Source organism: Marinobacter sp. EVN1 (assembly GCF_000475375.1).
Lineage (GTDB): Bacteria > Pseudomonadota > Gammaproteobacteria > Pseudomonadales > Oleiphilaceae > Marinobacter > Marinobacter nauticus.
The window spans coordinates 189,608-216,182 of sequence record NZ_AXCB01000012.1 but is presented as its reverse complement, the minus strand read 5'-3'; the positions used below and the strand labels follow the sequence as shown (position 1 = coordinate 216,182).

The window sequence follows — 26,575 nt, the reverse complement described above, 5'->3', positions numbered from 1 at the left end:
AACCCCCGCAGATGAAGACACATCATCACGTTTCTGGAGAGCGGGTGCGGAAACGGGCAATGAGCTGCTTCATGCCCACCGATTCCTGCCTAAGCGCTTCACTGACAAGGCGGGTATCCTCCACATTCAGAGTCAGGGTCTCAGCACTCTCACCGAGAGCCTCCGCACGACGCCCCACTCTCGCGATTTCACCCCGCTGCAAGGCAACCGCACCCTGCACACTCTCACTCTGACGCTGCAGCTCATGAAACTGAGCCGCCAGACCTTCCAGGTGCGCTCTCAGGGCATGCAGATTAGCGCGATTCATTTCGCCAGCGCCCGCCATATCTTCCAACAGTGAGTCTGCGTTGTTTGCACCCACGACAAGGTCCTGCACCCACTGGCGAATATTGGCGGTGGATTCCGAGGTCCGACGCGAAAGCGTGCGTACCTCGTCTGCCACCACGGCAAATCCCCGGCCGTGTTCGCCCGCCCTGGCTGCTTCAATCGCCGCATTCAGGGCCAGAAGGTTGGTCTGCTCGGCAATATCGGCGATCACGCCGGTGACTTGCTCGATTTTTCCGGTTGCGTCTATCAACGCGGTGATCGACTCAGAAACCCGTCCAATCACCTCAACCGTGTGGTCAGCGCCTTTCTCACTGTTAGCCAGCCCCTCACGGACTTCGCTGTTGGCATTGACTGCATGCATCACCGTTGCTGCAGAGTGCTCGGTGGCCTGTTCGATCTGTGACGCCTGATCCGCGATGGAAGTCATAGACTGAGCCACATCGGAAATCTGGCGACGAGTGCTTTCGGAGGTTTGCTGCAGTGCTTCCGCTCCGTTATCCAGGCTGGCAGAGCGTGCATCAAGGCCTGAAGCCGCTGACCGAACATCCTCAACAAACACCTCAAAGCGCCGGACCAGTTGTTCAATAGCTCCGGCCACGCCGGCAACCTCGTCACGACCTTTTACCGCGAGGATCTTGGTTAGATCAGCGTTCTGCTCCATGGCCGACACATCCCGGGCCATGGCCTGCAAGCGAAGGATCACCGAAGTCCGTAGCCAGAGCGTCATCGCCACGACCAACGCAAGAAAGACCAGGGCGCCACCAAGCAGGAACCTCTGCTGGTCTGCCAGATAATGCAACAGTTCCGATGCGCTCGCAGTAACGCCATCGCGACTGGCTCTCTGGCGCTCAGTTATCGCCGTCAGCATGGGCTCCAACGCTTGGAACAGTTGAAAATCGACGATTTTTCCCACTTCATAGTAGCTGCGCTGGCCTATTCCCTGTTTCATGTCCGCCATCAGCGCCACGACCCGGTCATATTGCTCGCGATTGTCCCGTGACCAGGTGCCTAACCCGGGATTCTCCTGAACCCTCTGCCAGTGCCGGGGAATTGAGCGCTCCAACTCGGTGAACAAAGGATCGATTTCGTCCCACAGTAAAAGCTGTGCCTTGATCTTGTAAGCCAGATCCTGCAACAGTCGATGGTCCTGCTCCAGATCAACCAGCATCCAGGATTGCTCGAGACTCTCTCCAACCAGTGCCTGCGAGGTATGCTCGGCTTTCGCTATGATCATCCAGGCAATGAACGTGAGGCCGGCAACAGCAGCCACCGACAGCAACGCAAACGCCAGGATTCTGGCGCGAACAGTGGTCAGCATAAAAACTCCGATCAGGTGTACCCGGTCGGAGGGTATGCCCGTTTTATGACACTTTTATGTATTTGCTTGCGTCATTTTTTCGATACTACGTTTGGCGATCTTCAAAAATAACTGCTAAATCACTATCATCGCTCTTTTATTTCCGTTCGGATGCTAATGAATCACCACGCTTTCAAACTCACTCTGCCGATTTTATTTGGCTACATCCCCCTTGGTATGGCCTTTGGTGTGCTGTTTACCACGCAACTGGATTATCCTTGGTGGATTGCCCCCCTGATGGGCCTGGTTATCTACGCCGGTGCCGGCCAGATTCTGGCGGTCAGCCTGCTGGCTGCCAACGCCGGACTGGTTGAGGTGGCCGTTGCCATGTTCGTACTGAACGCTCGACATCTCTTCTATGGGTTGTCGCTGCTGGGGCAATTCCGTGGCGCCGGCTGGCGTAAGGCGTATCTGATTTTCGGTTTGACCGATGAAACCTATTCCCTGCTCACCAGCCGCCCCCGTTCGGCCAATCGCGAACAGGAACAGCATGTGGACTTCCGGATCACGGCCATGAACCAGGGCTACTGGATTGTCGGATGCACCTTGGGTGCGGTACTCGGCAAGACTGTCGCCTTCAACAGTACCGGCATTGAGTTTGCACTCGTGGCGCTGTTTATTGTGCTCACCATCGAACAATTGAAAGCATTGGGAGATTCGTTTCCGGTGTGGGCGGGGGCGGCGGCAGCTGCGTTTGCCATGATGCTGGTGCCGGCAACCCATCAACTGATAGCAGGCATTGTACTGGTTACTGCAGTGCTTCTTCTGCACTACCGGAAGTATCGAACAGACACCATGGCAGGAGACGCAAATCGTGGGTGAAAGTAGCTACCTGGCGGCGTTTATTGCCATCTCCGCCCTGGCCACATTTGCGACCCGGGTGGTGCCTTTCCTGTTCTTTGAAAAGCACACGGAACACCCTCTGGTCAAACACATCGGGCGCTTCCTGCCCGCAGCCGTGATGGCATTACTGGCCACAGTATTTTTGCAGAGGTCTGCGGACTGGCATGCACAGGCACCTGGCGCAGATGCGCTGATACCCGCATTACTGGTGGTTGCCGTTCACCTGTGGCGCAGAAACGCGCTGCTTTCTATCGCGGCCGGCACTGCAGCCTACATGGCCATTCAGCAATCAGGCATTCTGTAAGGCACCCGAAAATCAGGGGGTGCCCTCAACATTGGCCACCAGCCGGGAATCTTCCAGCGCGGCCGTGCGGTGCTTCACCACGCCCTTGTATTCCGGGCTTTCAATCATCGCCAGAAACGCGTTAATGGAGGGGTAGCGGACCAGCAGCACCTGATCCCAGGATTCATCCGGCGGCGCAATCAGCGAACCGACGGAACGGCCAGACCAGATCACCTCGGCACCAACTTCCGAGACACTGCGGGCAGCCTCTGTCATATAACGCTTGTAAGCATCCCTTCCGGAACAGTCTTCGCTGTCATCCTTGTATGCAGCCTTGTCCCTGAACCGAAGCAGATTCAGCATCACAACAGGCTGATCTTTGGGGATTTCATCAAGAATCTTCTGTAACTCTTCCTGAGATGGATTGACGGTCGCCATAGTTGTCCCTGTTCATTCGTTTGCAGGATGGCTCTTTGATGCCATTCTTTGAATAGGACAGTAAACGAAAATCCCGAAATGTGCATCTCCATCTTCGCCTTTCGGAGGGGTTCCCTTGCATTATTGACCTTCGTCAAGCAAGAATTGAGGCCACACTACCGCTATAAGCACATAACCATCAGTGCTAAAGCGTACTTATTCAGAACAAGAGAGAGACAATCGACCGTGAGCAAACTCCCAGTGATACTGGCCGCAATCGGGCTGGCCACCACGGCAGGTATTGCATCTGCTGCGGTATCTGGCGACCCACAAAACGGCAAGGAGGTCGCCAACCTCTGCGTAGCGTGCCACCAGGCCGATGGCAGCGGCAAACACATCGAAGGTGGAGAATCCTGGCCCAGGCTGGCCGGGCTGAATGCCACCTATTTGGCCAAACAGTTGCATGACATCAAAGATGGCTCCCGGACCAGCCCCACCATGATGCCTTTCGTCAACATGCTGGACGATCAAAAGATTGCCGACGTTGCGGCCTACTACAGCCAGCTTGAACCCACCGCTGGTGAAGGCGGCCAAAAAGCCGATGAAGCACTTCTGACCAGGGGCGAACAATTGGCTCAGCGTGGCGACTGGTCCCAATACGTTGTTTCCTGCAAAAGCTGCCACGGCCCCGGGAACCAGGGTGCTGGCGACGTATTTCCCGGCATTGCAGGCCAGCACGCGGGTTACATCGAGGCACAACTGAAAGCCTGGAAGGAAGGTACCCGCAAGAACGATCCCCAGGATCTTATGGGCTCCATTGCACGCCGTATGAGCGATACCGACATTCACGCGGTCGCCGTCTGGCTTGCCAACCAGAACACCCCCAGCAACTGAGGGACATAGATCATGATGCGCACACTGCTAACCATCGCCCTCTCCGGCTGCGTAATACTTCCGGTAACCGCTGCGGCCAATGACGACAGAACCCAGGCCTACATCGATCAGCTCACCGCCATGGGCTTTCCTGCCCCGAACGAAAACCAACTGGTACACATTCCGCCGTCCATGGCAGACCTGGAAGAAGCCGACATCCATCCGGAACTGAAAAAGGTTATCCGCAGGGGCTATGACCTGTTCACCAACACCCAGCAACTGCGTGGAAAGAACGTGTTCAACAATATGAACTGTTCCAGCTGCCATCTGGGCGAAGGCCGGATGCCTTTCAGCGCGCCTATCTGGCCGGCTGCCGTCACCCTGCCCGGCTATCGCGGCAAGAACGGCCATGTAAACAACCTGGAGGAACGGATTGCAGGCTGCTTCACCTATTCCATGAACGGCAAGCCGCTGGAGTACGGCAGTGACGATATGCTGGCACTGTCTGCCTACCATCAGTGGTTGGCGACAGGTATGGAGATGTACCCCAAACAGCCCATCTATGGCCGGGGTTTCCCGGCGCCCGAGCGGCCGGCTGAACTGAGCTACACCAACGGTGAAAAGCTATATCAGGAAAACTGCGCGGTGTGCCACGCTGAAGATGGGACAGGCCTGCGTATCGACGGCCACACAGTATTCCCGGCCCCCTGGGGAGATATGTCCAACAACTGGGGGGCTGGTATTGTGCGCCTGCATACCGCAGCTGGCTTTATCAAGAACAACATGCCATTGGGGCAGCCCAACTCCCTGAGCGATCAGGAAGCCTGGGATATCGCCTTCTACATGGACAGCCAGGAGCGACCACAAGATCCGCGCTACACGGGCGATGTGAAGGAAACCGCTGAAAAATTCGGGCCTACCTTCCACAAACATTCCATGTATGGTCAGGTTCGGGAATCCGATGGCAAGTTACTGGGTGACCACGACAACACCGGAGACAAGCCTTTCCTTAAACCAGACACCGTGCGGTCGAGAACATTCGACTGACAGACGTTATAATTCGGTGTCACAGGCCTCCCTTGCGGAGGCCTTTTTGCTTGCAATCAACGCAAGGAGGAACACGATGACCATCAATCGCTGGCACTTGCTGGTAAGCGGCAAAGTACAGGGCGTTTACTACCGGGCATCCACCGAACAGAAAGCCCGGGAACTGGGCCTCACAGGCTGGGTACGAAATTTACCGGACGGCAGGGTCGAAATCATGGCAGAGGGCGAGCCACTCCAGCTCAAGGCACTGCATGAATGGTGTCACGAAGGCCCGGAACGCGCTGTGGTCGATGAGGTTGCAACCCAGGAACTGCCCGCCACTCAGGAATTCGCTGACTTCAGGACCACACATTGAGCAGTCTTCTTGATACCTTTCTGTACACGCTGGAGACTACGCTGCCGGTATTCGCCATGGTTTTTATCGGCATCGGTCTTCGGCGCATTGGCTGGATTGACCAGGGCTTCATCGCCACCGCCTCTGCTCTGGTTTTCAAGGCCACACTCCCCACCCTGGTTTTCCTGAGCATTATCAGAGCCGACCTGGATACCACCCTCAGCATCAGCATGCTGATCTTTTACTTCCTGGCGACCCTGGCCAGTTTTGCCCTTGTCTGGTTCTGGGCAACAAAGCGGGTCCGGCAAGAGGATCGCGGGGTTTATGTCCAGGGAGCGTTTCGGGGCAATTGTGGCATCGTTGGACTGGCGTTGGCAGCCAACCTCTACGGGGACTACGGGCTCTCGGCCGGGGGGCTGCTCCTGGCTTTGGTGATCGTGGTCTACAACTCGTTATCGGTGATCGTGTTGCTGGCGTATCAGCCCGGTAAAACCATGAGCCTGACCAACACCCTTCGGGACATTGCCCGAAACCCTCTGATCATCGGCGTAGTGCTGGCCATTCCTTTTGCAGCCCTTGAAATCAGGCTTCCCGGATGGGTAATGACCAGCGGCGACTACTTTGCTTCGCTAACGCTGCCCCTCGCCCTGCTCTGTATCGGCGCAACGGTCTCACTGAAATCCATCCGCAGTGACAGCGGCCCGGCCGTGGGATCATCCATCTGGAAGATGGTGACTTTGCCGGCACTGTGTACTCTCGCAGCCTGGCTGGCAGGCTTTGAAGGGCGCGAACTCGGGCTCATGTTCCTGTTTTTTGCCAGCCCAACAGCAGCGGCCAGCTTCGTGATGGTGAAGGCGCTTGGCGGCAACGATCGCATGGCAGCGAACATTATCGCGCTGACGACACTGCTTGCGAGTGTGACCGTTACTCTCGGAGTATTCGCTATACAGCTGACAGCAATCGGCTAAACCATCAGGGCCTCTCTGAAACCGCACAACGTTCCCTTGCTGTGCGGCCTTCAGTCTGGGCTATCGGGTGGTCACGCCTGTTCTCTCCGGCCAATCCAGTAACGCCGGCAGGCAAAGGCTACCGAGGCGACGGTGAGCAAAATAAATACCCAGGCGATAGGCCCCCTGAAGAAGATGGTCGGGTCGCCTTTACTGATCAGAAGCGTGCGCCTCAGGTTATCCTCGAACATTGGCCCGAGTATAAATCCGATCAGGAAAGGCGCAGCAGCAACCCCCGTTCGATTAAACAGAAAACCAAGAACACCGAACGCCAGCATCAGCCCAATATCAAAGGTGCTGTTATTCACGGCGTAAGCGCCGTAAATACAGAACATCAGAACAATAGGTAACAGGATGGTTTTGGGAATATCCGCGATTATCGAGAAATACCGGATAGCGGCGTTGCCGACAAAAACCAGTACAAACGAACTGACGAGAATACCGCAGAACAGCGCGTAGACCAGGGGCAGGTTTTCCTGAAACAGCACGGGGCCCGGTGTCAGGCCGTGAATCATGAATGCACCCAGTATAATCGCGGTTATCACATCACCCGGAATGCCCAGCGATAGCAGCGGAATCAGCGTTGCTCCGGCGACCCCATTATTTCCGGCTTCAGCCGCGGCCACGCCTTCAACCTCGCCTTTGCCAAAGTTATCCTTTCGGGGAGAGGTTCGCTTCGCCTCACTGTAGGAGATAAAGGCTGCAGATGTTGCCCCGGTACCCGGGATCGCGCCAATGATGACCCCAATAACACTGCCGCGAATAACGGTTTTCAGGGAGCCTTTGAACTCCTTCCACGTCAGAGAGGCGCCAGATACCGCTGTACGGATATGGGGCGCGACCCTGGAGGTATAGAAATCGATGACTTCGGGAATGGCAAACAAACCAATGAGAAGCGGTATAAAGGAGACTCGATCCATCAAGTTATAATTGTCGAAGGTCAGACGCTGAGTACCATAAACCGCGTCCAGTCCGATTGTGGAAATGATGATGCCCAACCCGGCAGCAATCAGCCCCTTAATCGCAGAGTTGCCCGACACCGAGACAATGATGGTCAGAGAGAAGCAGATCAACCAGAAGTATTCAGGCGGCCCGAAATTCAGTGCGATTTTCGCCAGGTAAGCCGCGAAGAAGATCAGCGCAACATTGGAGATAAGGTCGGCAACAACCGAAGAATACAAAGCGGTTTTCAGGGCTTTCTTAGCCTGCCCCTGTTGCGCCATGGGGTAGCCGTCAAGCAATGTACAAGCGGCTGCTGGAGATCCCGGAGTTCTTATAAGAATGGCGGTAATGGAGCCCCCATACATGCCCCCTTTGTATATCCCAACCAACAAAAGGATCGCGGTAACCGGCTCCATCGAAAAAGTGAAAGGCAGGGCTAACGCAACCGCCATGGTCGCTGTTAAACCCGGGATCGCGCCTACCACAACGCCAATCAGCACACCGGCCGCTATGGCCAGAAAATTATCAACACTCAGAAAGAGCGTCAGAACTTCTGAAATGTTTTCCATTGCTAGTAACCTAAAACGTTCTGTCTGACCTCAGACAAATAGCTTTATGCTGACACCGGATGGTCAAATCACCCGGCGAACAGCCCTTAAAATTGAAAGAGAGCTTCCCAGAGCGTTCCCACGGGCAGGGGCACATTCAGGACGTGAATAAAGAGAAGCGAGACAACAACAGGAAACAGCACTGCTAATACATAGATCCAGGCGCTTTTCAGACCGCTGGCCATGAACAGCAGAACACTTGCGAATATTCCGCTTCCGATGGCACCGAATTGTTCGAAGAAAACCGCGTAAATAGCGCCGGCCGCCAGCATCAAAACCTGACGAAGAACGGGCACACCCTGCCGCAGTTCATCGGCCTCCTCACGCTTTGGCGGGTACAACAAGCCGTTTACCATCAGGACAAACGCCAGAATGAGAACCAGCCAGCCCGCCAATTGCGGCAGAAACCGGGGGGACAGCAATGGATGCTGCATATAGGGCGGCAAATTGATGTAATTGGGAATTACATAAAACAGAAAAACCAGCGACACCACGAAAAACAGCCCACCCAGTAACGAGTTGGGATTCAACCGACCGTATTCGTCGTTAGCAGTGTGGGTAGATTGATCGTCTGACAGTTCCATGATGACCTCTGCAGTTCAGCCTCAAAGAAAAAGGCGGGACGACCAAATGGCACTGTCCCGCCCGATACGGCAATTCTTTTTAACGTTTCAGGTTCGCCTGTTCAGCGACTTCGGACCATTTGGCAAGCTCGCTCTTTACCATCGCGCGGAAGTCTTCTCCGACTTCTTCACCCGCTACCGCTCCAAACTGAGGCAGGAAGTTCTGGAAGTCATCGCCAGACATAATCTTTTCCAGTGCCGATTCCAACTTCTCAAGGCCGGACTCGGGGAAGGATTTGTGAGCAATCAGACCGAACCAGGCAGACGTTTCGTAATCCTCAAGACCATACCCGGCACCGGCCTGCTGCATGGAAGGGACTCCCGGTAGAAACTCAGACTCCTGTGGTGTGGTAACTGCCAGGGCTTTGAGTTTTCCAGACTGAATATGCGGATAAACGGTCGGCATATTCTCAAACGCGACGTCAACATCACCCGCCAGCAGGGCTGGCAGCGCTTCACCGGAACCTCGGAAAGGCACATGAACCAGTTGCGTCTTCGTCAGGTTCTTGAACAGCTCACCAGACATGTGAATAGAGCTTCCAATCCCCGGAGAGCTGAAAGAAAGCTGCTGTTCCCGCGCGGCTTCAACAAATTCAGCAACGGTGTTGTACGGACTGCTCGCAGGGACAACCATTACATTCGGAATATTGATTACGTTGCGAATGAACGCAAAGTCAGCAACTGGATCGTATCGCAGATTAGGATACAGAGACGCGCCGATGGTATGCCCCGGGGATGCCATTAGAAGCATATGGTCGGAACCACGCCCACCACGAGCCAACTGGCCGGTAGCAACCGTCGAGCCAGCACCAGGACGGTTCTCGACCACCACCGTGCTCAACTCACGCTGAAGCAGGTCAGCCACTTTTCTCGAAAGCAGGTCCGTCGTACCACCAGCAGAGTAAGGTACGACCAACCGAATGTTATCGTCAGGCCACTCTTCGGCCTGAGCCAGACCACCACAAGCCAGAGATACAGCAGTTACTGCGCCGAGCACACTACGTTTCAGACGAAGCCCAAATAATTCGATCATTTTTGTGATTATCCTCGTTGGTCATTTCGTTGTTCGCATATCGAACTTATGTTCGAATAATGTTCGCGGGAGTAATCTCACATATTCATCTCAGGCGTGCAAGAATTTTTTATGTGCAAGTCAGTAATAACCACCGACGGCGGGTTCGGGAAACCTGAAGAAGCAACAGCTCAGGCGAGGATATGACGAGGGCCAGATCAGACCCTCGCGGTGATAACCAGAAACAGGAGCGGTAGCAGAGGTGTGTCAGAATGGCCCAAAAGCCACTCTATCAGGGCAGAACTTCAGTGATTTTTCGAGAGGCGCTTTGCATGATTGGCACATACTCGTCGATGATTCGGTCAATTGAGACCGTGCTGACGTGGCTGCTGGAGTTAAGCGCAAACCGTGCCCTGCCCCTTCGATCAAAAACCGGAACAGCTAATGCTCGCATGCCGAGTTCCAGTTCCTGATCAACAACCGCGTAGCCGTTCATCCGAATCTTCTCGAGTTCGGCGCGAAGCTCATCAGGGCCTTTCGTATAGGCTGTCAGTTTTTCGAAACGGGTATCCCGAATCACCTGGTCAAGTTCCTGGGCCGGCAGCGAGGCAAGCAGTACCCGGCCTCCAGAGGTCGCATAGGCTGGCAGGCGCGCACCAATCTGCAAATTAATGGGAATGAGTCCCCGGCGTGGAATCCGCGCAACGTAAACAATATCTACGCCATCAAGTACCAGTGCAGAACAGGACTCACCCAACTGGTAGGAGACCTCTTCCATGAAAGGCGTGATCGTTTCCGAAAAATCCAGCGAAGCAAGAAAGGAATAGCCCAACTCCAGAACCTTGGCTGTCAGCCTGAACTTCTTGTCGTCCTGGGTGACATAACCAAGTTTCTGTAACGTGAGCAAAAATCGGCGAGCGGCGGCCCGGGACAGATTGTTCTTTTCTGCCACGGCAGACAGCGACATTGACGGGGTGTCCGTGTCGAAAGAACGAATAACCTCCAGACCGCGTGCAAAGGTCGTCAGGAACTCTTTGTCTACAGACACACTACCCTCGCTATCGCGACCCACCGAATCCATCCCTTTGAATAGTACAAGCACCAACCGATCGTTCGATAATCGGTCACAATCAGGTGCGGGATGATGCCAGCCCCAATAGGGCTATGCAAGCGGCTCTAGCAGGAACAGCGGGACAACATCATCATCCCGCTTTCGTGTCTGTCGTCTACATGTCTCAGGTTCTGCTGGCCATCCATTCCTCCAGGGTCTGACCTTGCTCCACCAGACGTTTTAAAAGAGGCGCAGGCTTCCAATAGAGCTCTCCCGAGCTTGCGGCCAATGCCTCAAGGCGATCAAAGACCGAGCCCAATCCTCTTTGGCTGGCATAGAACATCGGGCCACCGCGATATGATGGGAAGCCGTAGCCATGAACATAGACCAGATCGATGTCCCCCGGACGCTGAGCAATGCCTTCCTCAAGGATTCGAAAGCCCTCATTAACCAGAGACAGAATATGTCGATCCTGGATTTCCTCTTTGGTAAACAGGCGTTGCGACACACCATATCGTGAAGCCTCGCGCTTGATTACTTCCGATACTTGCGGATCCGAATACCTTGCCCGTGTGTCCGGATCGTAGCGATAGTATCCCGCGCCGGTCTTCTGTCCCAGGCGACCGGATTCGACCAGCGCATCAGCAATACAGTAGGTACGAGGATCACCTTTTTGCTCGCTGGTCAGAGCCTGCCGCGCCTTGTAGCCGATATCCAGCCCCGCCAGATCGCCGACTGCGAGCGGCCCCATTGCCATCCCGAAATCCGTCAGGGCTCCGTCAATCTGTTCCGGCGTAGCCCCCTCAATCATGCACAACTGAGCCTCTTTGGCGTATTGCCTCAGCATCCGGTTGCCAATGAATCCGTAACACACACGTGACAACACTGGCACCTTGCGGAGTCGTTTACCCAGAGCCATCGCGGTCGCAATAACATCATCCGCGGTTTGTTCTGCCCTGACCACCTCCAGCAGTTTCATTATGTTTGCCGGACTGAAGAAATGAAGACCCACCACATCTCCAGGCCGCGAAGTCGCAGACGCAATCTCATTGACGTCGAGGTAGGAAGTATTGGTCGCCAGAATGGTCCCAGGGCGACAGACCTCATCCAGTCGCTGGAACACCTGCTTCTTCACATCCATGCTTTCGAAAACGGCCTCTATCACCAGGTCGACCTTGGCAAGGTCCTCATAATTTGTGCTTCCGGTGATGAGCGCCTTCCGGGATGCCGCTTCGCTGGTTGACAGTTTTCCTCGACTGACCGAGCGCCCATAGTTCTCGGAAATCAGAGTCAGCCCCCGATCAAGCCCTTCCTGATTGAGTTCCAGGAGCATCACCGGAATACCAGCATTGGCGAAGGCCATGGCAATGCCACCCCCCATTGTGCCCGCACCAATGATACCTACTCGGGATATGTCACGGGCGTGGGCCTCCGGGTCCAGATCAGGTACCTTCAGTGCCTGACGCTCTGCAAAAAACAAATGCCTTAGCGCCGCTGACTGGTCGGACTGGGTGCATTCCACAAACTGCGAACGCTCAAAGGCAAGCCCCTCATCAAACGGCCGGTTAAGAGCAATTTCGACGCAGTCGACAATACGTTGAGGCGCTTCCTGTCCTCGCTTCCTTTTAGCCAGTTGGTTTCGGTAAGCGTCCAGGGTCTGTTGGTCTCCGCTATCCACGGGTATCTGCATATCACGAATTCTGCGGACGCCCAGGCCGCCAGCCAGGCAATCGCGGGCATAGTTCAGCGCGCCTTCTCTCAAGTCGCCCTCAAGAACCCGGTCAATCAGCCCCAGCTCCCGCGCCTGTTCGGCTGGCACTTTTTCGCCACTGGTCATCAGGTCAAGTGCTGCCTTTATACCTATCAAGCGTGGAACACGCTGCGTACCGCCCGCCCCGGGTAACAATCCAAGGGTAACCTCCGGTAAACCGACAAACGCTGAGGGCAATGCACAGCGGTAGTGGCAACTCAGCGTAAGCTCAAACCCACCACCGAGCGCTGTACCGTGGATCGCGGCAATCACCGGCTTGTTTGACGCCTCAATCGCCGCATTCACCTTAGGCAACGACGGCTCCTGAATGGGCTTGCCAAATTCACTGATGTCCGCGCCCGCCACAAAGGTACGCCCCTCACAAAGAATGAGGATTGCCCTGGAATCATCAGCCTGAGCCTGATTGACCGCCTCGAGAATACCGCTGCGGACGCCGTGGGACAGTGCATTAACCGGGGGGTTACTGATAGTAATAACACCCAGTTCATCGATACGTTCGTATTTCACCAACATGAAATTGTGTCTCCTCGGAAAAAGAGCCGGCACCCGAATCAAAGCGCAGGAGCCGGCTCTGGAGAAAACCGGACCACTGGCATCAAAGAATGCCGCTGGATCGGAGTTTCTGAATATCTTCGGCGTTTTTTCCCAATACCCGGGCAAGCACCGCATCTGTGTCCTCGCCGAGCAGCGGAGGCGCTTTACGATAGTTCTGGGGCGTTTTGGAGAACTTTATCGGGTTGGCAATGCCTGGCACCTTGCCCACAACCGGATGCTCCAGCTCAAGCTTCATCTCCCTGGCCAGGACCTGTGGGTCCTCGAAGACTTCAGCAATGTTCTGGATTGGCCCACAAGGCACGTGGACGTTTACCAGCGAATCCATCCACTCCCGGCTCGTTCGTGTACGGGTGATTTCACACAACTTGCCAACCAGCTCCGGCCGGTGAAGCACCCGCTGAGGATTGCTTGAGAAACGTTCATCCTCCGCCAGCTCAGGGCACCCCATGGCCTGACACAAGCGCTGGAACTGACCATCATTCCCAACGGCAATAATGACCTGACCATCTTTCGTCGGAAACGGTTGATAAGGGGCCAGATTAGGGTGGTATTCGCCCGTGCGCCCGGGAACATCCCCACTGCAGAAATAGTTCAATGCCTGATTCGCAAGCCAACTGACCTGCACATCCAGCAATGCCATATCAATGTGCTGGCCCTCACCGGTTTTCGTTCGATGGTGCAAGGCAGACAGGATGGCGATGACCGCATTCATCCCCGTAGTCAGGTCGGCTACAGCCATGCCCACGCGCTGAGGTCCGGCCCCGGGTTGGCCATCGGCCGCACCGGTAATGCTCATGAGCCCGGATTGTGCCTGAATCAGGTAGTCGTACCCTGCGTAACTTGCCATAGGTCCGGTATGACCAAAGCCGGTGACAGAGCAATAGATAAGGCCCGGATTCGTCTCACAAAGGGATTCGTAGCCCAGCCCCTTTCTGGCAAGCCCGCCAGTCTTGAAGTTTTCAACCAACACATCGCATTCAGCCGCCAGCTCCCGGATCAGCTTCTGACCTTCGGGCTGTCCCAGATCAACGGTTACCGAATGCTTGCCGCGATTAGCCGACAAATAGTAAGCCGACTGTCTGGTTGGATTACCCTCTTTGTCTTTCAACCAGGGAGGGCCCCAGTGCCGGGTATCGTCGCCCAACCCCGGGCGCTCAATCTTGATGACCTCCGCGCCAAGATCCGCAAGGATCTGAGTACACCAGGGACCCGCCATCACGCGTGACAGATCGAGAACGCGAATACCTGCTAAAGGACCGGACATAGCTAACTCGCGACTCATAGTGAACCCGTCGCGTTGCGAAGCATCTGCTTGGCAATCACCAACTGCTGTATCTGGGAGGTTCCCTCATACAGGCGGAACAACCGGACATCGCGATAGAAACGCTCAACGCAATACTCGCTGATGTAACCCGCACCACCGTGAATCTGTACGGCGCGGTCCGCAACGCGGCCAACCATTTCCGTACAAAACAGCTTGCAGCTTGCAGCGTTCATAGACACAGGTTGCCCCGCGTCATAGGAACGTGCGGTTTCTTCAACCATGCATTTGCCCGCGTAATATTCGGTCTGGCTATCCGCAAGCATGGCCTGGACAAGCTGGAAGTTCGCGATTTCGGTACCAAATTGCTTGCGCTGTGATGAATAGGCGAGACTCTCATCAATCAGGCGTTTGGCGGTACCAACACTTAGTGCACTGATGTGCAGACGCCCACGATCAAGTACCTTCATGGCGGTCTTGAACCCCTGCCCTTCGACACCGCCGATCAGGGCCGAGGCTGGCACCCGCACGTTGTCAAACATCACATCGCAGGTATGGGCTCCCTTCTGCCCCATTTTCTTATCGGGTTTGCCCAGGCTGATGCCCGGAAGATCCGCGTCCACCAGGAACGCTGAGACACCTCGCCCGCCGTCCTCTTTACGGCCCGTCCGCGCCATCACAGTGAACACACCCGCACGGGGTGCGTTGGTAATGTAGCGTTTGGCGCCATTGATGATGTAGTCGTCGCCTTCCCGCCGCGCCGAAGTCATCACGGACCCTGCGTCGGAACCAGCGTCTGCTTCAGTCAGGGCGAAGGAACCGATCAATTCACCCGTCGCAAGCTTCGGCAGGTAGCGGGCTTTTTGCTCCGCCGTTCCATCAATAATGATGCCTTGAGAACCAATACCCACGTTGGTACCAAACATGGAACGAAAGACCGGCGAGGTATAGCCCATCTCCTGAATAATGGCCGCCTCTTCCGCCATGTTCAGTCCCAGCCCGCCGAACTCCTCCGGAATGGAGAGGCCAAAGAGTCCCAACTCCTTCAGCTCGTCAATGACATCATCGGGAATCCGGTCTTCTTCCGCGACCTGCATCTCCAGTGGAACCAACCGATCCCGGACGTAGCGACGCACACTGTCGACAAACTGATTCAGGGTTTCTTGATCTAGTGCCATTCCGGCCTCCCATGTTCCTAACAACGTATGAAAACCGCGCTATCGAAGCGCACTGAAAACGAGAGCTGCGCATAGACAGCCGCTTAGCCCGAGAAATAGTAACGAGTACCGCAGGTTCCATCCGTACGCGGCGCGACGAGCACCGTAGGCGGTGAACCGCTCCAACAGAAGCGCATTGGCGGAATAAGGTGTACCCGCGATGGTGATGCCCCAACCGGTCACCATCGCCAAGCCAAGTCCGACAATCGCATCAAAAGGCCAGATTGGCCCCAGAATTCCGCCAACGACCGTGGCCGACACGATTGGATTTACCCCTACGGTGCCGCCGAGATAAAAAAGCCAGGGAACACATAGCGCAATCAGGGGGTAGGCCGCGCCGGGCAGGAAGACGTCGTTCCCCAGAGAGTTCATGGCGGTTGCCACCAATGCCCCCCCCAAGGAACGACGCGCCTCCCATGATGGCCAGCTCATTTGAAACATTGGCCATCGAAGGCAGTGCGTCGCCCGGCTGCAGTACTCGTTGGGTGATCAGAATCACGACCGCAACAGCAAGACAACTGACCGTGACCGCCTGCGAATACCGGTATCCAAACCAGGCGTTCAACACGAAAGAAGAACCCGAAATCAGAAGGGCGAGCCCCAAAAACCGGAGCCAGGATCCGACAACCTTTGCCTGCGGTTCCGGCCTGTCTTGTGGCGAAAAAGACTCAGGTTCATCCGAGATTTCTTTCTCCCGAAAACAGGCGCCGACGGTGAGGTAAAGCAATGCAAAAGGCACACTCCACGCCAATAGATCCCAGCTCTCGAGGCCGGGAAGAAGCGTAACAGTCATGACCACGGCCACGGACAATGGCGAGCCCATGGGCGAGGCTCCGAACCCTCGAATAACGGCCCGGGCGGCGTTCCGGGTTGCCATCGACTCTCCCCCGTTGCGAATCCGGCTACCAATCATTGGCGCTACCAGGCCGATAGAACCAAAGTTCAAGGGAACAGAAAGCGTGCTTGTCCCGATACTCAGCCCCAGATAGCGGACCAGCGACTGCCCCCGGAAAAGGCTTCGTGATATCACCTCAAGATCCCGGGATTTACCAAGCACGGAGGACAAAAACATAACCGAGAGGACCAGCCCGGTAATGGCGGCCATCCCGTCGAAGGCACTGCTCAGAACCTCGCCATTGTAGAGTCCGGCCAAAAGCAGAACACAGACAACCAACGACGCAATCACCCGCGCAATCGGGCGTAAGGTTTGCCACCCCAGCGCTATGACCAGGATCGCGAGACCCGCAGTTAATTGGCTATGCCCGGGAAGGAATACCGCCGCCGCTGACGCCAGAGCGGTATACCCAAGTACAGAGCGCAGTGCAGCGAACAACGGAACCTCAACCACAGTTCCTGTCCTTTGGTTGCCCCGATTTCATTGTGCCGGAACACCCTGTGAGTGTTCGCCTCCGAGGATGTAACGAAAGGATCCCTGGGCGGTTGCAACCAGAACGCCATCGCAGGTTACCGACGCTTCAACAAAGAAAATTTTTCTACCGCGACTTAGCTGGCGGGCGGAGGCGACCATAACGCCACTCTGGATGGGCGCCATGAACTGCGTATTCAGGGAAATCGTACTGCAACGACGAATATGGCCGTCGATTTCGCAATATGTCCCGGCCAACCCCGCGGCACAGTCAAGAAGTGCGCTGACAACGCCTCCGTGCACGTAACCATTCCGATTCATATGCTGACTGGAGACGGGTGCTTCGATGACCGCGTTGCCCTGACGCCACTCCACAAGAGAAAAGCCAAGGACGTCTCTGAAACCACTCAGTCCTTCGTTCTCTGTTTGTCGATTCACGTCGCTCATGATGCCAGGGCCTCGCCGGAACTCATTCTATGGGCAGCACCTTAACATCGGCCAATGAATACCACTATTATATGCTTTTTATATGACCTATCTAATTCGGTTATACTTTCAGAAGCCACTCATTACAACCTTCAAGGGCAAGCCATGGCGCTTCAGATAAAGATCGATTTTCGACAGCTGAACACGTTTCTCACCATTGCCAATACCGGCAGTTTCAGCCGGGCGTCTGAAAAGCTCTTCATTGCTCAGCCTGCCCTGAGCCGCCAGATACGTCTGATGGAAGAAGCACTGAACGTCCAGGTTTTTGTCCGACACGGTCGCGGCGTTGTCCTGACGCCTGCCGGGGAACTTCTGTATCAGAAAGCTCAAGCCATACTTCAGGATCTCGAGCGAACCCAGGCCTCAGTCTCGGCCATTGCCGGCGAGGTGACTGGCCAGGTGGTTCTCGGCATTCTTCCAACGGCAGCTTATAGCTTCTCCGGAGGCATCATTGAGGAATTCCGCCAGTCTTATCCGCAGGTTTCGCTGGCTGTAAAATCAGCAATGAGTGGCACGTTGCAGCAACTTGTTGCCCAGCACCGGGTCGACCTTGCAATCACGTACAGCTACAGCAAGCAGAAACACCTCCACTACACACCGCTTATGGAGGAACGGTTCTACCTGATTGCCAACCCCGCAAGCCCCCTGTCCGGTCGCGACAGTGTGTCGCTGAGCGAAGTGCTGGATCTGCCTCTCATCATGCCGGAGGAAAAGCACGGCCTTCGGGAACTCATGGAGCGCGAGGCGATGAAGCTTCAGCAAAAGCTGCGCTTGGCGATGGAGGTCAACGCCTGGCCGCTGATGACAGACCTTGTAAGGCGTGGCCTCGGGTACACTGTTCTGTCCTATGCCTCCGTCCACGAAATGCTCGAGCGCGACGAGGTTATCGCAATTCCAATTACCAACCCGACACTCTTCCGCTCACTGTCAATCGTCACTCCCAGAGATCTGCCTCCGACACTTGCCACGCTAAAGCTCGCCGAAACGGTCATGAAACAGGTGACGCTGCAGGTGAAACAGGGAATATGGAAAGGCCGCGCGCTGTTTGACGAGAACAGCCTCGATGGGCTGAACGCACCAAGCCACTTCGGGGTTGCTGAGGAATAGACTCAAGGCCATACAATCTGGATATATTATTTATTCAAATTAGATAATTGTGCGAACGGTTTGTCATTGATAGCTTGCCGGCCCAGGTGAGACTGGGCCACCGGGATGCCCTTTCCTGACCCAGCCCCCTGAAAAACAGCAAAAACAACACAGAAAAGGCATAAGCGATGACAAAGAACAAGCTCTCCGTCTCGATCACAGTACTGTCCGGGGCACTCATGATGGGCATGGCCAACCCCGCCTCTTCGATTGAATTCAAGACTGAAGACGCCACCGTCGACATCTACGGTTATGCGCGCCTGAATGCGTCGTATGACATTAATGAAGACATCAGCAAAAACACCGGAACCCGTTCTGGTGACTTCAGCCAGGTCAACACCGGTGCTGCCGAAGATAGCGAAGCCAGTGGCTATTTTGGCGCTGACGCCGTTCAGTCCCGCCTGGGCATCACCACGAAGCTCACCAGTGGCCTGAAGATTAACCTTGAAGGCGATTTCCGCGGTGGCGCCAGCGGCGGTCAGCTGCGTCTGCGTCACGCCTACGGTCAGTACAAAAACTGGACTCTCGGGCGCACCTGGTCTAACTACAACAGCTTTGTGGGCAACACATCAGTCCTGGAGATGGACGGGGTCGCAGGCAATGCCGGACTCTATAACCGTACCGCACAGGTTCGCTATACCACCGGCGGTTTTTCCGTTGCTTTAGAAGACCCGAAGTCCAAAATTCTGGACGAAGCCTCTAAAAACGGCCTGCCAACACTGACCGCGCGTTACGAATCCGGTGCCGGATCACTGAAGTATTCCACTGCCGCCCTCATCCAGGAAGTTGGCTATGATGATGGAGATACAGACGATTCGACGCTCGGCTTCGCGGTCTTCGGTGCGGCCAGATATCAGTTGACCGACGATCTGAGTATTCAGGGCAACCTTAACTACACTGACGGGGCCAACGGCTACCTGTGGCGCTCTGGCACCAACTACTACGGTGAGGATGCCTACCTGAACGGGGACTCCGTTGAGACCATTGCAGGATACGGGGCGAACCTGGGCGCAACGTTCAAAGTCGGACCAGGGGCGCTAAGCGTGGTCTATGGCCTGACGTCAATGGATTGGGATGACGCCAAGGAAGACGGGCTGAATGTGGCAGATAAGCACGAGCGCAACACCAACGCTTTCATCACCTATAAGTGGAGTCCATTGAAAAGCGTAACACTGGGTGCGGAGTACGGACGCTATGAAGTCAAGAAGGTAAACGGCGACGAAGGTGACGCCAATCGTCTGATGTTCGCGGCCCAGTATAATTTCTGAGCAGCCGTCACTTAATCAATCCGATAAGACACGATAGCCCCGACTCGCCAGGGCTATCGTCTTGCCATTCAGGCAACAAAAAACCCCAGCATTTCTGCTGGGGTTTTGTATTGGCGGAGAGGGAGGGATTCGAACCCTCGATACGCTATTAACGTATACACACTTTCCAGGCGTGCGCCTTCAGCCACTCGGCCACCTCTCCAATAAACTGTTTCAAATCAGCGATGTCGTCGCTCATTTGAGGGCGCAAACTTTAATGGTTTTGACGGCGTTTGGCAACTCCATGTTTTGAATTCATCAAAAATTTTTTCAGAAGAACCTTACGACGGCCTCGGGCATAACAAACCCGGGGTCCATGGCGTGTCCTTTCAGGAAACCCGCTCAACACGTTCAGGAGAATGACCATGCTGATGAAAGCCGACCAATCCACCCTGTTACTCATTGACGTTCAGGAACGGCTGATGCCCGCCATCAGCGAGGGCGACGCGGTTGCTGAGCGTTGCATTATACTGGCAACTATTGCGGGACTGCTTGGCGTACCTGCAATTGCAACTGAGCAGATACCTGAAAAACTTGGGCCGAATCTGGAAGGCGTTAAGGAGCTGTGCAACAAAACTCTGGAGAAAACCCATTTCGACGCCTGCCCGGACGGACTCATCGACGAATTGCCCGAAGGCCGGCAACACATTGTCATCGGGGGCTGCGAAACCCACGTATGTATGCTGCAGACCGCCCTGAGCCTCCTGGATGCAGGCTATAAGGTGTGGGTGGTGGCAGATGCCACCGGGTCCCGTAGCGAACTTGACCGGGACGTTGCCCTGGATCGACTGCACCAGAGCGGCGCCCGCATTGTTACCACGGAAATGGTGGCCTTCGAGTGGATGGTTCACTGCAAGCATCCACACTTCCGGGACATTCAGGCCCTGATAAAGTGAATGACAGAAGGTAGATACATTATGCTCAACATGGACTTTTCCCAGCGCGTTGTTATTCGCACCCACGAACAGCACTGGGTGCCCAGCCCCGCCGCTGGCGTTGAGCGCAAACCACTGGCCCGAGAGGAAGCGGAGCGGGGCCACGCCACCAGCGTTGTGCGCTATAAGCCCGGTTCCTCCTTCTCTACCCACGAACACCCTCTGGGCGAAGAGATTCTGGTGCTTGAAGGCGTTTTTTCCGACGAGACCGGCCACTATCCGGCCGGCACCTACATCCGGAACCCTCCAGGCAGCAGTCACGCACCGTTCAGTGAAGAGGGCTGCACCCTGCTGGTCAAACTCCATCAGTTCGACCCGAGAGATACCGCGACGGTCAGAATCGATACCAATGCCGGCCACTGGCTACCCGGCATTGGCGGCTTACAGGTTATGCCTTTGCACGAATTCGAGCATGAACACGTTGCCCTGGTGAAGTGGCCGCCAAACGAAACCTTTCAGCCGCATCGTCACTTTGGTGGAGAAGAGATCTTTGTGCTGTCGGGCGAATTCTGTGATGAACACGGCCGGTATCCCGCAGGAAGCTGGATTCGCAGCCCGCATATGAGCGAACATCATCCGTTTGTTGAACAGGAGACGGTCATCTGGGTAAAAACCGGCCACTTACCGGTAAACCACTCCCCTGAAACGTAAAAAGGGCCCCAGATGGGGCCCAAGAGCGCGTGCAACGCTGCTTGCTAGCGATCATATTCAGGACGCGTAACGCCCTTGCCACCCAGCGCCACCCAGCATTTCATCGCCGGCCCGCTCGTGGCCATTACCAGTGAGGTGTAATTCACCTGCCGGCACCGCGAAGACGTGATAGGCCTCAGGGCCGAACGGGTCAAGCGCGGTATCAATGTACTGGAACCGATCGGGAACCGGCTCACCCGACATTGCCACCCGGAACTGCCGTTCCACAGTAGGCGTGGTTACATTCAAAGGCTGCTGTACCCAAAGGAAGACCGCTTTATGCGGCACCAGATACTCGCAGCGCACCACTTCATAACCCTCTCTCAAGGTCAGGGTGGTAGGCTCTTTACCAGGCTCAAGTCTGAACTTGTGAATCGTTTTCATAGCTGCGCTCCTCTGGATACTGCGGAATACGATTCCATAATGGAGCAGTGCAGGCTTCGATAAAATAAGTTTTATTAAGCATAAACCATCGTATTTTTCGATGCTTTAACAGCTTGAAGCCTAGCGCTCAAAGATCCCCTGGCGAGCCTCGCAGATTGCCCTCACCCCCTCATGGGCCAGCTTTCGGCTTCGGGAGACCGCAAACAGCTGATCCGTCACCTCATCGAGCGAAGCAATCAGAGCCACCTGATACTGACGGCACACTTCATCCTGAATCATCGTAGGCGCCGCGAACACACCAAGTCCCTCCCGACCAAACACCTTGATAAGGGCGCTGTCATCGACTCGGGCAACCAGGTTCATTCGGACATTATTGAGATTGAACCAGTGCATCAGTTTCTCGAAATACGGCGCATCGGTAGCGTTCGCCAGTAACGGCTGGTGATTGAGCGAGTGAGGAAAGCCGGTTTTGAGCTGCTCCGCCAGTTCGGGTGCAGCAAAGAGACTGATGGTAGACCGGGATAGCGGATGAACCGCGAAACGTTCAGGAGATTCTGCCTGGGGCATTCTATCGGTCAGTACAACGTCGAGCTCCTTCCGCTTGAGGCTGAGAAGAAGATCTTCCGTCCGGCCGGTCCGGCATTCCAGTTGCACGGGCCGGTTCAGCTTCATCGCCGGGTGAAGGAGGTAATAGGCGATCAGTTTGTGGATAGACGCCGATATGCCCGCAGACAAGGAAAGCGGCCTGTGTTCAGGTCCCGCCCTCAGGGTTTCAGACAACTGACCGGTTAGCTCGAAGATCTCATCGGCATAACTGCGAACCATATGGCCGAGTTCTGTGAGCACCAGTTGCCGGCGCTCGCGGCTGAATAACCGGCCACCCACCGCGCCTTCAAAGGTCGCAAGCTGGCCACTGAGGGTCTGGGGTGCCAGGTCGAGCACCTCGCTGGCTCGGGCAATAGAGCCTTCGCGGCTAATAACCCAGAAATAATAGAGATGTCGGAGGTTCAGATTCTCCACATCGGTCCCCTACTCCGCATTGAACAGTTCCCGGCTATTTTTTGCGATAGATGATGCCAGGGTGACACTGGACCATTTCGTAGAGATTGGGAAGCCCGTTCAAAGACTCAGAAGCACCAAGAATCAGATAGCCTCCGGGGTTCAGAGCACCATGCAGCCGGGTAAGAATGTCCTTTTTCAGTTCCGCTGAGAAATAGATCAGCACATTCCGGCACATGATGATGTCGAACTTGCCAAGCATGTATCGATCCAGCAGGTTCAATTCCTTGAATTCCACCATGGACTTGATTTGCGGTCGAATCTGCCAACCACCGTTGGCCGAGGGGGTAAAAAAGTGCTTTTGACGCTCCGGCGACAGCCCGCGGCCGATGGCGATCATTTCATACTCGCCTCTCCGGGCAACCTCCAGCACGCTTTTGGAAATGTCCGTTGCCGTGATTTTTACATCCCGCAGCTTACCCGGCCGGGTACGGCGGAATTCGTCAATTACCATGGCTACGGAGTATGGCTCCTGGCCAGTAGAACAGGCGGAAGACCAGATTCTTAACGGCTGGAGTGAACTGCGCTCGGCAAACTCTGGCAAGAGCTTTTCCTGCAGAATCCGGAACGGATGGTTGTCCCTGAACCAAAGTGTCTCGTTGGTCGTCATCGCGTCGATGACCACCTCGCGCAAGCCTGCCCTTCCAGGCCTCTTTAATCGTTCCAGAAGCTCTCCAAGGGAATTCAGGCTGTTTTCTTCGAGAATGCGCCGAAGCCTGCTCTTTACAAGATACTGTTTGTTATCACCCAGCAGGATGCCGCACGCATCCTGCAGGAACTTTTTAAAGGCTTCGTATTCCTGGGGCGTTATGTCCGCTTTCATTGGATCTCTTCGTGGGTGAAACCATCAGCCGAGCATCAGTGCTGATCAATAATTTCCATTACTCGCTCGGCCAGCTCATCCGGGCTGAATTTCGCCATGAAATCGTCTGCGCCCACTTTCTGCACCATCGCCCGGTTGAAGACACCGCTCAGCGAGGTGTGCAGCATTACATACATTTCTTTCAGAGCCGCATCTTCTTTGATTCTGGTAACGAGGGTGTAGCCGTCCATTTCCGGCATCTCAACATCAGAGATAATCAGAGACAGGTGATCATTTGCGCGCGATCCATCCTGAGTTATCTCTTTGAGATACTGCAGTGCTTGCTTGCCATCGTTTTTGGTAACCACTTCCATTCCTATAGCGGTCAGGCAACGCTCGATCTGCCGACGAGCCACCGAAGAGTCATCCACCACCAGCACAGGCAGGTGGCCCGGCACACGTTCGGCACTCCTGGCAACCAACTCCTCCGTAACATCTTCCCTGAGCGGAGAAACTTCTGCAAGAATCTTTTCTACATCTATGATTTCTACCAGCTTATCATCAATCTTCGTCACCGCAGTCAGGTAAACATCCTTCCCTGCGCCCTTCGGCGGAGGCAAGATATCTTCCCAGTTCATATTCATAATCCGGTCTACGCCCGTTACCAGAAAGCCCTGGGTTTTACGGTTGTACTCGGTGATGATCACGAAACTGGTAGACAACTGCTCTTGCGGAATACCCGGCAGACCGATCGACATACTCAAATCAATAATGGGAATGGTCTCACCACGAATGTGGGAGACGCCTCTGACGACGCTCCGGCTATTGGGAATCGACGACAGTTTCGGGCACTGAAGAACTTCCTTAATCTTGAATACGTTGATGCCGTACAACTGCCGCCCCCGTAAACGGAACAGCAATAGCTCAAGCCGGTTCTGACCGACTAGCTGGGTGCGCTGGTTAACGCTGTCTAATACCCCTGCCATGATGCTTTACTCCTGGCGTGCCTATACCGGCATCAATATTGCTTTGACCTTTGCAAGGTGTTTTCAGGCCTGTCCAAGACAAATCTTTGACGCCTGCAAACCTGTTAAGGGTTAACGGCCCGACAACCCGAATCCTTAACGTGTTTCGACAAAATCCACAGATACAGACAGCATAGGACAAACCGGTGCGTATGCGAATCATCTTTTTGGCTGCATTGTGTCTATCACTGAGCCCAATCACTCTGTCTTCGGAGAGAACCAGTGCTGAAGCCATCCGTGACGCTGCCCAGACGTTCTTGGCAGAGTGGTCCAGAACCCTTGCTGCCGAGGGCTACACGAGCCGCTACGAAGTTGGCGCTATCGACAGCCGCATCGCCCTTGCTGCCTGCAACCAGGGGCTGAACGCCGAGTTTGCGGGCGATCCGCTACAGACCACCAGCCCGTCGGTCCTGGTTTCCTGCAGTGGTGAGCGCCCCTGGAGAATGTACGTTACCACCAGCGTCGAGGTTCACGGCCCTGCCCTGATAGCAGCCCGTCCCCTGGCGCGCGGAGAGCGCCTGACACCAGATCTGGTCACCGTAAATTCGGTGCAGATCAATGCCAGTCGTCGCGGCGTACTCACCCGCAAAGAGTCCGTTTCAGGCATGATGATGCGCCGCCCGGTGAACGCCGGCACGGTAATGACCCCGGATCTCCTTGAAGCTCCCAACGCGATTGAGCGGGGTGACCATGTTATTATCACCGCGCGCTCAGGCTCATTCTCGGTATCATCTCGCGGTAAGGCACTGGCGAGCGCGGGCGTTGGAGAACAGGTACTGGTGGAAAATCTCCGCTCGTCCCGGACAGTCAAAGCTCGTGCCGTTGGCCCCGGGCGGGTCGAAATTCCGATGTAAGGCGGCAAACAGCAAGAGCGGCAAATGTTTTCCGTTTTGTAACTAAAGTATGGCGCGGATTTGCCGTTAAGCAGATATAAACCCGAATACGCCACTTTCTTGTGGCCCCAGGCAAGCAGGTATTGATATGTCAGTTGACTTAAATGGAATTGGCCCCGGCCAGGTCAACACCACGCGCACCACGGCCGACAAAGCCTCAGGCAATCAAACGTCACAGGCACCCACAGGCGAGCAAGCCAAGGCCCAGAGCCCCGCTGCCCGTGGCGAGAACGTGAACCTGAGCAATCAGGCGAAAAACCTGAAGCAACTTGAGCAGAAGCTGGGGGACTACCCCGAAATGGACGATGATCGCATCGAACAGATTCGTTCTGCTCTTGAGAACGGCACTTACAAGGTAGATGCCCAGAAACTGGCCCAGAAAATGCTTGAGATGGATAAAAGCATTTTCGGGTGAGTAAAGCATGACTGCACATGAACAGTTGAAAGCGATTCTTCAGGAAGATATCCGCCAGCTTGAGTTGCTGGCGGAAGTACTCCACCAGGAAAAATCCGTGCTCTCCTCTGCGGATATCCAGCCCCTCCAGGAAATGACCAGCCGGAAAAACCAGATTCTTGAAGGCATACGCGACCGCGCCAAAAAGAAAATTCACCTGCTGGTGAATATGGGCTACAAGCCCAATGCAGGAGAGCCATCACGCTTCATTCGCGCCGCTGGCATGGATGAGCTGCACCAACTCTGGAAAGACGCCGACACCCGTCTGCGCGAATGCCAGGCCGTGAACCAGAACAACGGCCGAATTCTTGGCCACCTGCAAAAGCGCCTGTCACGCCTTACCGACATCTTCCGAGGTGCTTCCGCCCAGCAGAAGCTCTATGGTGCCAAAGGCCAGCAGACCAACGTCTCAAGCACCAATATTCTGGCCAGCGCCTGATACACCCATCGCTCACAGACAACGAAATGCCCGGAGATCTTCCGGGCATTTTTCGTTTCAG

28 protein-coding genes and 1 tRNA gene are annotated in these 26,575 nt (G+C 55.3%); 13 read left to right on the top strand and 16 right to left on the bottom strand.

The features are described from left to right. Positions 1-25: 25 nt before the first annotated feature. Positions 26-1,645 (bottom strand): methyl-accepting chemotaxis protein, encoded by a 1,620-nt coding sequence (locus tag Q674_RS26060; protein ID WP_023008253.1) that lies wholly within the window; start codon positions 1,643-1,645, stop codon positions 26-28. Positions 1,646-1,801: 156 nt separating this feature from the next. On the opposite strand from Q674_RS26060, the gene Q674_RS26055 reads away from it, so the two are divergent. Beyond that, positions 1,802-2,506 (top strand): AzlC family ABC transporter permease, encoded by a 705-nt coding sequence (locus Q674_RS26055; protein ID WP_023008252.1) that lies wholly within the window; start codon positions 1,802-1,804, stop codon positions 2,504-2,506. Further along, positions 2,499-2,831, top strand: a complete 333-nt coding sequence (locus Q674_RS26050) for a branched-chain amino acid transporter permease (RefSeq protein ID WP_023008251.1) — start codon at positions 2,499-2,501, stop codon at positions 2,829-2,831. The genes Q674_RS26055 and Q674_RS26050 overlap by 8 nt, the downstream gene beginning before the upstream one ends. A 12-nt stretch (positions 2,832-2,843) precedes the next feature. Here Q674_RS26050 and Q674_RS26045 read toward each other — a convergent pair whose 3' ends face one another. Further along, entirely contained in the window at positions 2,844-3,248 is a 405-nt protein-coding gene (locus Q674_RS26045; protein WP_011784694.1) for a DUF1330 domain-containing protein, read from the bottom strand. A gap of 225 nt (positions 3,249-3,473) precedes the next feature. Here Q674_RS26045 and Q674_RS26040 point away from each other — a divergent pair, with 225 nt between their 5' ends. The 4 genes from Q674_RS26040 to Q674_RS26025 all read left to right on the top strand — a co-directional run bounded on the left by Q674_RS26040 (position 3,474) and on the right by Q674_RS26025 (position 6,449). Continuing rightward, entirely contained in the window at positions 3,474-4,121 is a 648-nt protein-coding gene (locus tag Q674_RS26040; RefSeq protein ID WP_031209843.1) for a c-type cytochrome, read from the top strand. Between the two features lie 12 nt (positions 4,122-4,133). After that, on the top strand, positions 4,134-5,147 hold the full coding sequence (locus tag Q674_RS26035) for a c-type cytochrome (protein ID WP_023008249.1): 1,014 nt from the start codon (positions 4,134-4,136) through the stop codon (positions 5,145-5,147). A 76-nt stretch (positions 5,148-5,223) separates the two neighbouring features. Then, positions 5,224-5,502: an acylphosphatase gene (locus Q674_RS26030; protein WP_023008248.1), complete on the top strand. Its 279-nt coding sequence runs from the start codon at positions 5,224-5,226 to the stop codon at positions 5,500-5,502. Then, positions 5,499-6,449 carry an AEC family transporter gene (locus tag Q674_RS26025; RefSeq protein WP_023008247.1) on the top strand — a complete coding sequence of 317 codons (951 nt, stop codon included), beginning with the start codon at positions 5,499-5,501 and terminating at the stop codon, positions 6,447-6,449. Before Q674_RS26030 ends, Q674_RS26025 begins: the two co-directional genes overlap by 4 nt. A gap of 71 nt (positions 6,450-6,520) precedes the next feature. Here the strand turns inward: Q674_RS26025 and Q674_RS26020 are convergent, their stop codons facing one another. The 9 genes from Q674_RS26020 to Q674_RS25980 form a co-directional block, all read right to left on the bottom strand. Next, positions 6,521-7,999: a tripartite tricarboxylate transporter permease gene (locus Q674_RS26020; protein WP_023008246.1), complete on the bottom strand. Its 1,479-nt coding sequence runs from the start codon at positions 7,997-7,999 to the stop codon at positions 6,521-6,523. An 86-nt stretch (positions 8,000-8,085) separates the two neighbouring features. Beyond that, on the bottom strand, positions 8,086-8,622 hold the full coding sequence (locus Q674_RS26015) for a tripartite tricarboxylate transporter TctB family protein (protein WP_023008245.1): 537 nt from the start codon (positions 8,620-8,622) through the stop codon (positions 8,086-8,088). A gap of 79 nt (positions 8,623-8,701) precedes the next feature. After that, on the bottom strand, positions 8,702-9,694 hold the full coding sequence (locus Q674_RS26010; RefSeq protein ID WP_023008244.1) for a Bug family tripartite tricarboxylate transporter substrate binding protein: 993 nt from the start codon (positions 9,692-9,694) through the stop codon (positions 8,702-8,704). Positions 9,695-9,965: 271 nt separating this feature from the next. Further along, positions 9,966-10,721 carry an IclR family transcriptional regulator C-terminal domain-containing protein gene (locus Q674_RS26005; RefSeq protein WP_023008243.1) on the bottom strand — a complete coding sequence of 252 codons (756 nt, stop codon included), beginning with the start codon at positions 10,719-10,721 and terminating at the stop codon, positions 9,966-9,968. A gap of 187 nt (positions 10,722-10,908) precedes the next feature. Beyond that, the gene (locus Q674_RS26000; protein WP_023008242.1) at positions 10,909-13,008 is read right to left on the bottom strand and encodes a 3-hydroxyacyl-CoA dehydrogenase NAD-binding domain-containing protein; all 2,100 of its coding nucleotides are present in this window, start codon (positions 13,006-13,008) and stop codon (positions 10,909-10,911) included. Positions 13,009-13,090: 82 nt separating this feature from the next. Continuing rightward, positions 13,091-14,314 carry a CaiB/BaiF CoA transferase family protein gene (locus Q674_RS25995; RefSeq protein ID WP_031209839.1) on the bottom strand — a complete coding sequence of 408 codons (1,224 nt, stop codon included), beginning with the start codon at positions 14,312-14,314 and terminating at the stop codon, positions 13,091-13,093. Positions 14,315-14,328: 14 nt separating this feature from the next. Then, on the bottom strand, positions 14,329-15,489 hold the full coding sequence (locus tag Q674_RS25990; protein WP_014421690.1) for an acyl-CoA dehydrogenase family protein: 1,161 nt from the start codon (positions 15,487-15,489) through the stop codon (positions 14,329-14,331). A 250-nt stretch (positions 15,490-15,739) separates the two neighbouring features. After that, positions 15,740-16,876: a hypothetical protein gene (locus tag Q674_RS25985; protein WP_023008240.1), complete on the bottom strand. Its 1,137-nt coding sequence runs from the start codon at positions 16,874-16,876 to the stop codon at positions 15,740-15,742. 27 nt (positions 16,877-16,903) lie between these two features. Continuing rightward, positions 16,904-17,341: a PaaI family thioesterase gene (locus tag Q674_RS25980; RefSeq protein ID WP_023008239.1), complete on the bottom strand. Its 438-nt coding sequence runs from the start codon at positions 17,339-17,341 to the stop codon at positions 16,904-16,906. Positions 17,342-17,485: 144 nt separating this feature from the next. On the opposite strand from Q674_RS25980, the gene Q674_RS25975 reads away from it, so the two are divergent. Further along, a complete protein-coding gene (locus tag Q674_RS25975; protein WP_023008238.1) occupies positions 17,486-18,487 on the top strand; it encodes a LysR family transcriptional regulator in 1,002 nt (333 codons plus the stop codon). Positions 18,488-18,654: 167 nt separating this feature from the next. Next, entirely contained in the window at positions 18,655-19,794 is a 1,140-nt protein-coding gene (locus tag Q674_RS25970) for a DcaP family trimeric outer membrane transporter (protein ID WP_031209836.1), read from the top strand. A 111-nt stretch (positions 19,795-19,905) separates the two neighbouring features. Here the strand turns inward: Q674_RS25970 and Q674_RS25965 are convergent. Further along, positions 19,906-19,996: transfer RNA gene (locus tag Q674_RS25965), tRNA-Ser, on the bottom strand. A 202-nt stretch (positions 19,997-20,198) separates the two neighbouring features. On the opposite strand from Q674_RS25965, the gene Q674_RS25960 reads away from it, so the two are divergent. Both Q674_RS25960 and Q674_RS25955 read left to right on the top strand, forming a co-directional pair. Further along, positions 20,199-20,729: an isochorismatase family protein gene (locus Q674_RS25960; protein WP_023008235.1), complete on the top strand. Its 531-nt coding sequence runs from the start codon at positions 20,199-20,201 to the stop codon at positions 20,727-20,729. 21 nt (positions 20,730-20,750) lie between these two features. Next, positions 20,751-21,419, top strand: a complete 669-nt coding sequence (locus Q674_RS25955) for a cupin domain-containing protein (protein WP_023008234.1) — start codon at positions 20,751-20,753, stop codon at positions 21,417-21,419. 57 nt (positions 21,420-21,476) lie between these two features. Here the strand turns inward: Q674_RS25955 and Q674_RS25950 are convergent, their stop codons facing one another. The 4 genes from Q674_RS25950 to Q674_RS25935 form a co-directional block, all read right to left on the bottom strand. Next, complete coding sequence (locus Q674_RS25950; RefSeq protein ID WP_014421698.1) at positions 21,477-21,842, bottom strand: hypothetical protein; 366 nt, start codon at positions 21,840-21,842, stop codon at positions 21,477-21,479. 120 nt (positions 21,843-21,962) lie between these two features. Further along, complete coding sequence (locus Q674_RS25945; protein WP_014421700.1) at positions 21,963-22,862, bottom strand: LysR family transcriptional regulator; 900 nt, start codon at positions 22,860-22,862, stop codon at positions 21,963-21,965. Positions 22,863-22,896: 34 nt separating this feature from the next. Then, the gene (locus Q674_RS25940) at positions 22,897-23,724 is read right to left on the bottom strand and encodes a CheR family methyltransferase (RefSeq protein WP_023008233.1); all 828 of its coding nucleotides are present in this window, start codon (positions 23,722-23,724) and stop codon (positions 22,897-22,899) included. 35 nt (positions 23,725-23,759) lie between these two features. After that, complete coding sequence (locus Q674_RS25935; RefSeq protein ID WP_023008232.1) at positions 23,760-24,689, bottom strand: chemotaxis protein CheV; 930 nt, start codon at positions 24,687-24,689, stop codon at positions 23,760-23,762. A 185-nt stretch (positions 24,690-24,874) separates the two neighbouring features. Between Q674_RS25935 and flgA the strand changes: the two genes are divergently transcribed. From flgA to Q674_RS25920, 3 genes are all read left to right on the top strand, one after another. Beyond that, entirely contained in the window at positions 24,875-25,582 is a 708-nt protein-coding gene (gene flgA / locus Q674_RS25930; RefSeq protein WP_011784683.1) for a flagellar basal body P-ring formation chaperone FlgA, read from the top strand. Between the two features lie 127 nt (positions 25,583-25,709). Continuing rightward, positions 25,710-26,036 (top strand): flagellar biosynthesis anti-sigma factor FlgM, encoded by a 327-nt coding sequence (gene flgM / locus Q674_RS25925; RefSeq protein ID WP_011784682.1) that lies wholly within the window; start codon positions 25,710-25,712, stop codon positions 26,034-26,036. A gap of 7 nt (positions 26,037-26,043) precedes the next feature. After that, a complete protein-coding gene (locus Q674_RS25920) occupies positions 26,044-26,514 on the top strand; it encodes a flagella synthesis protein FlgN (protein WP_011784681.1) in 471 nt (156 codons plus the stop codon). Positions 26,515-26,575 lie beyond the last annotated feature (61 nt).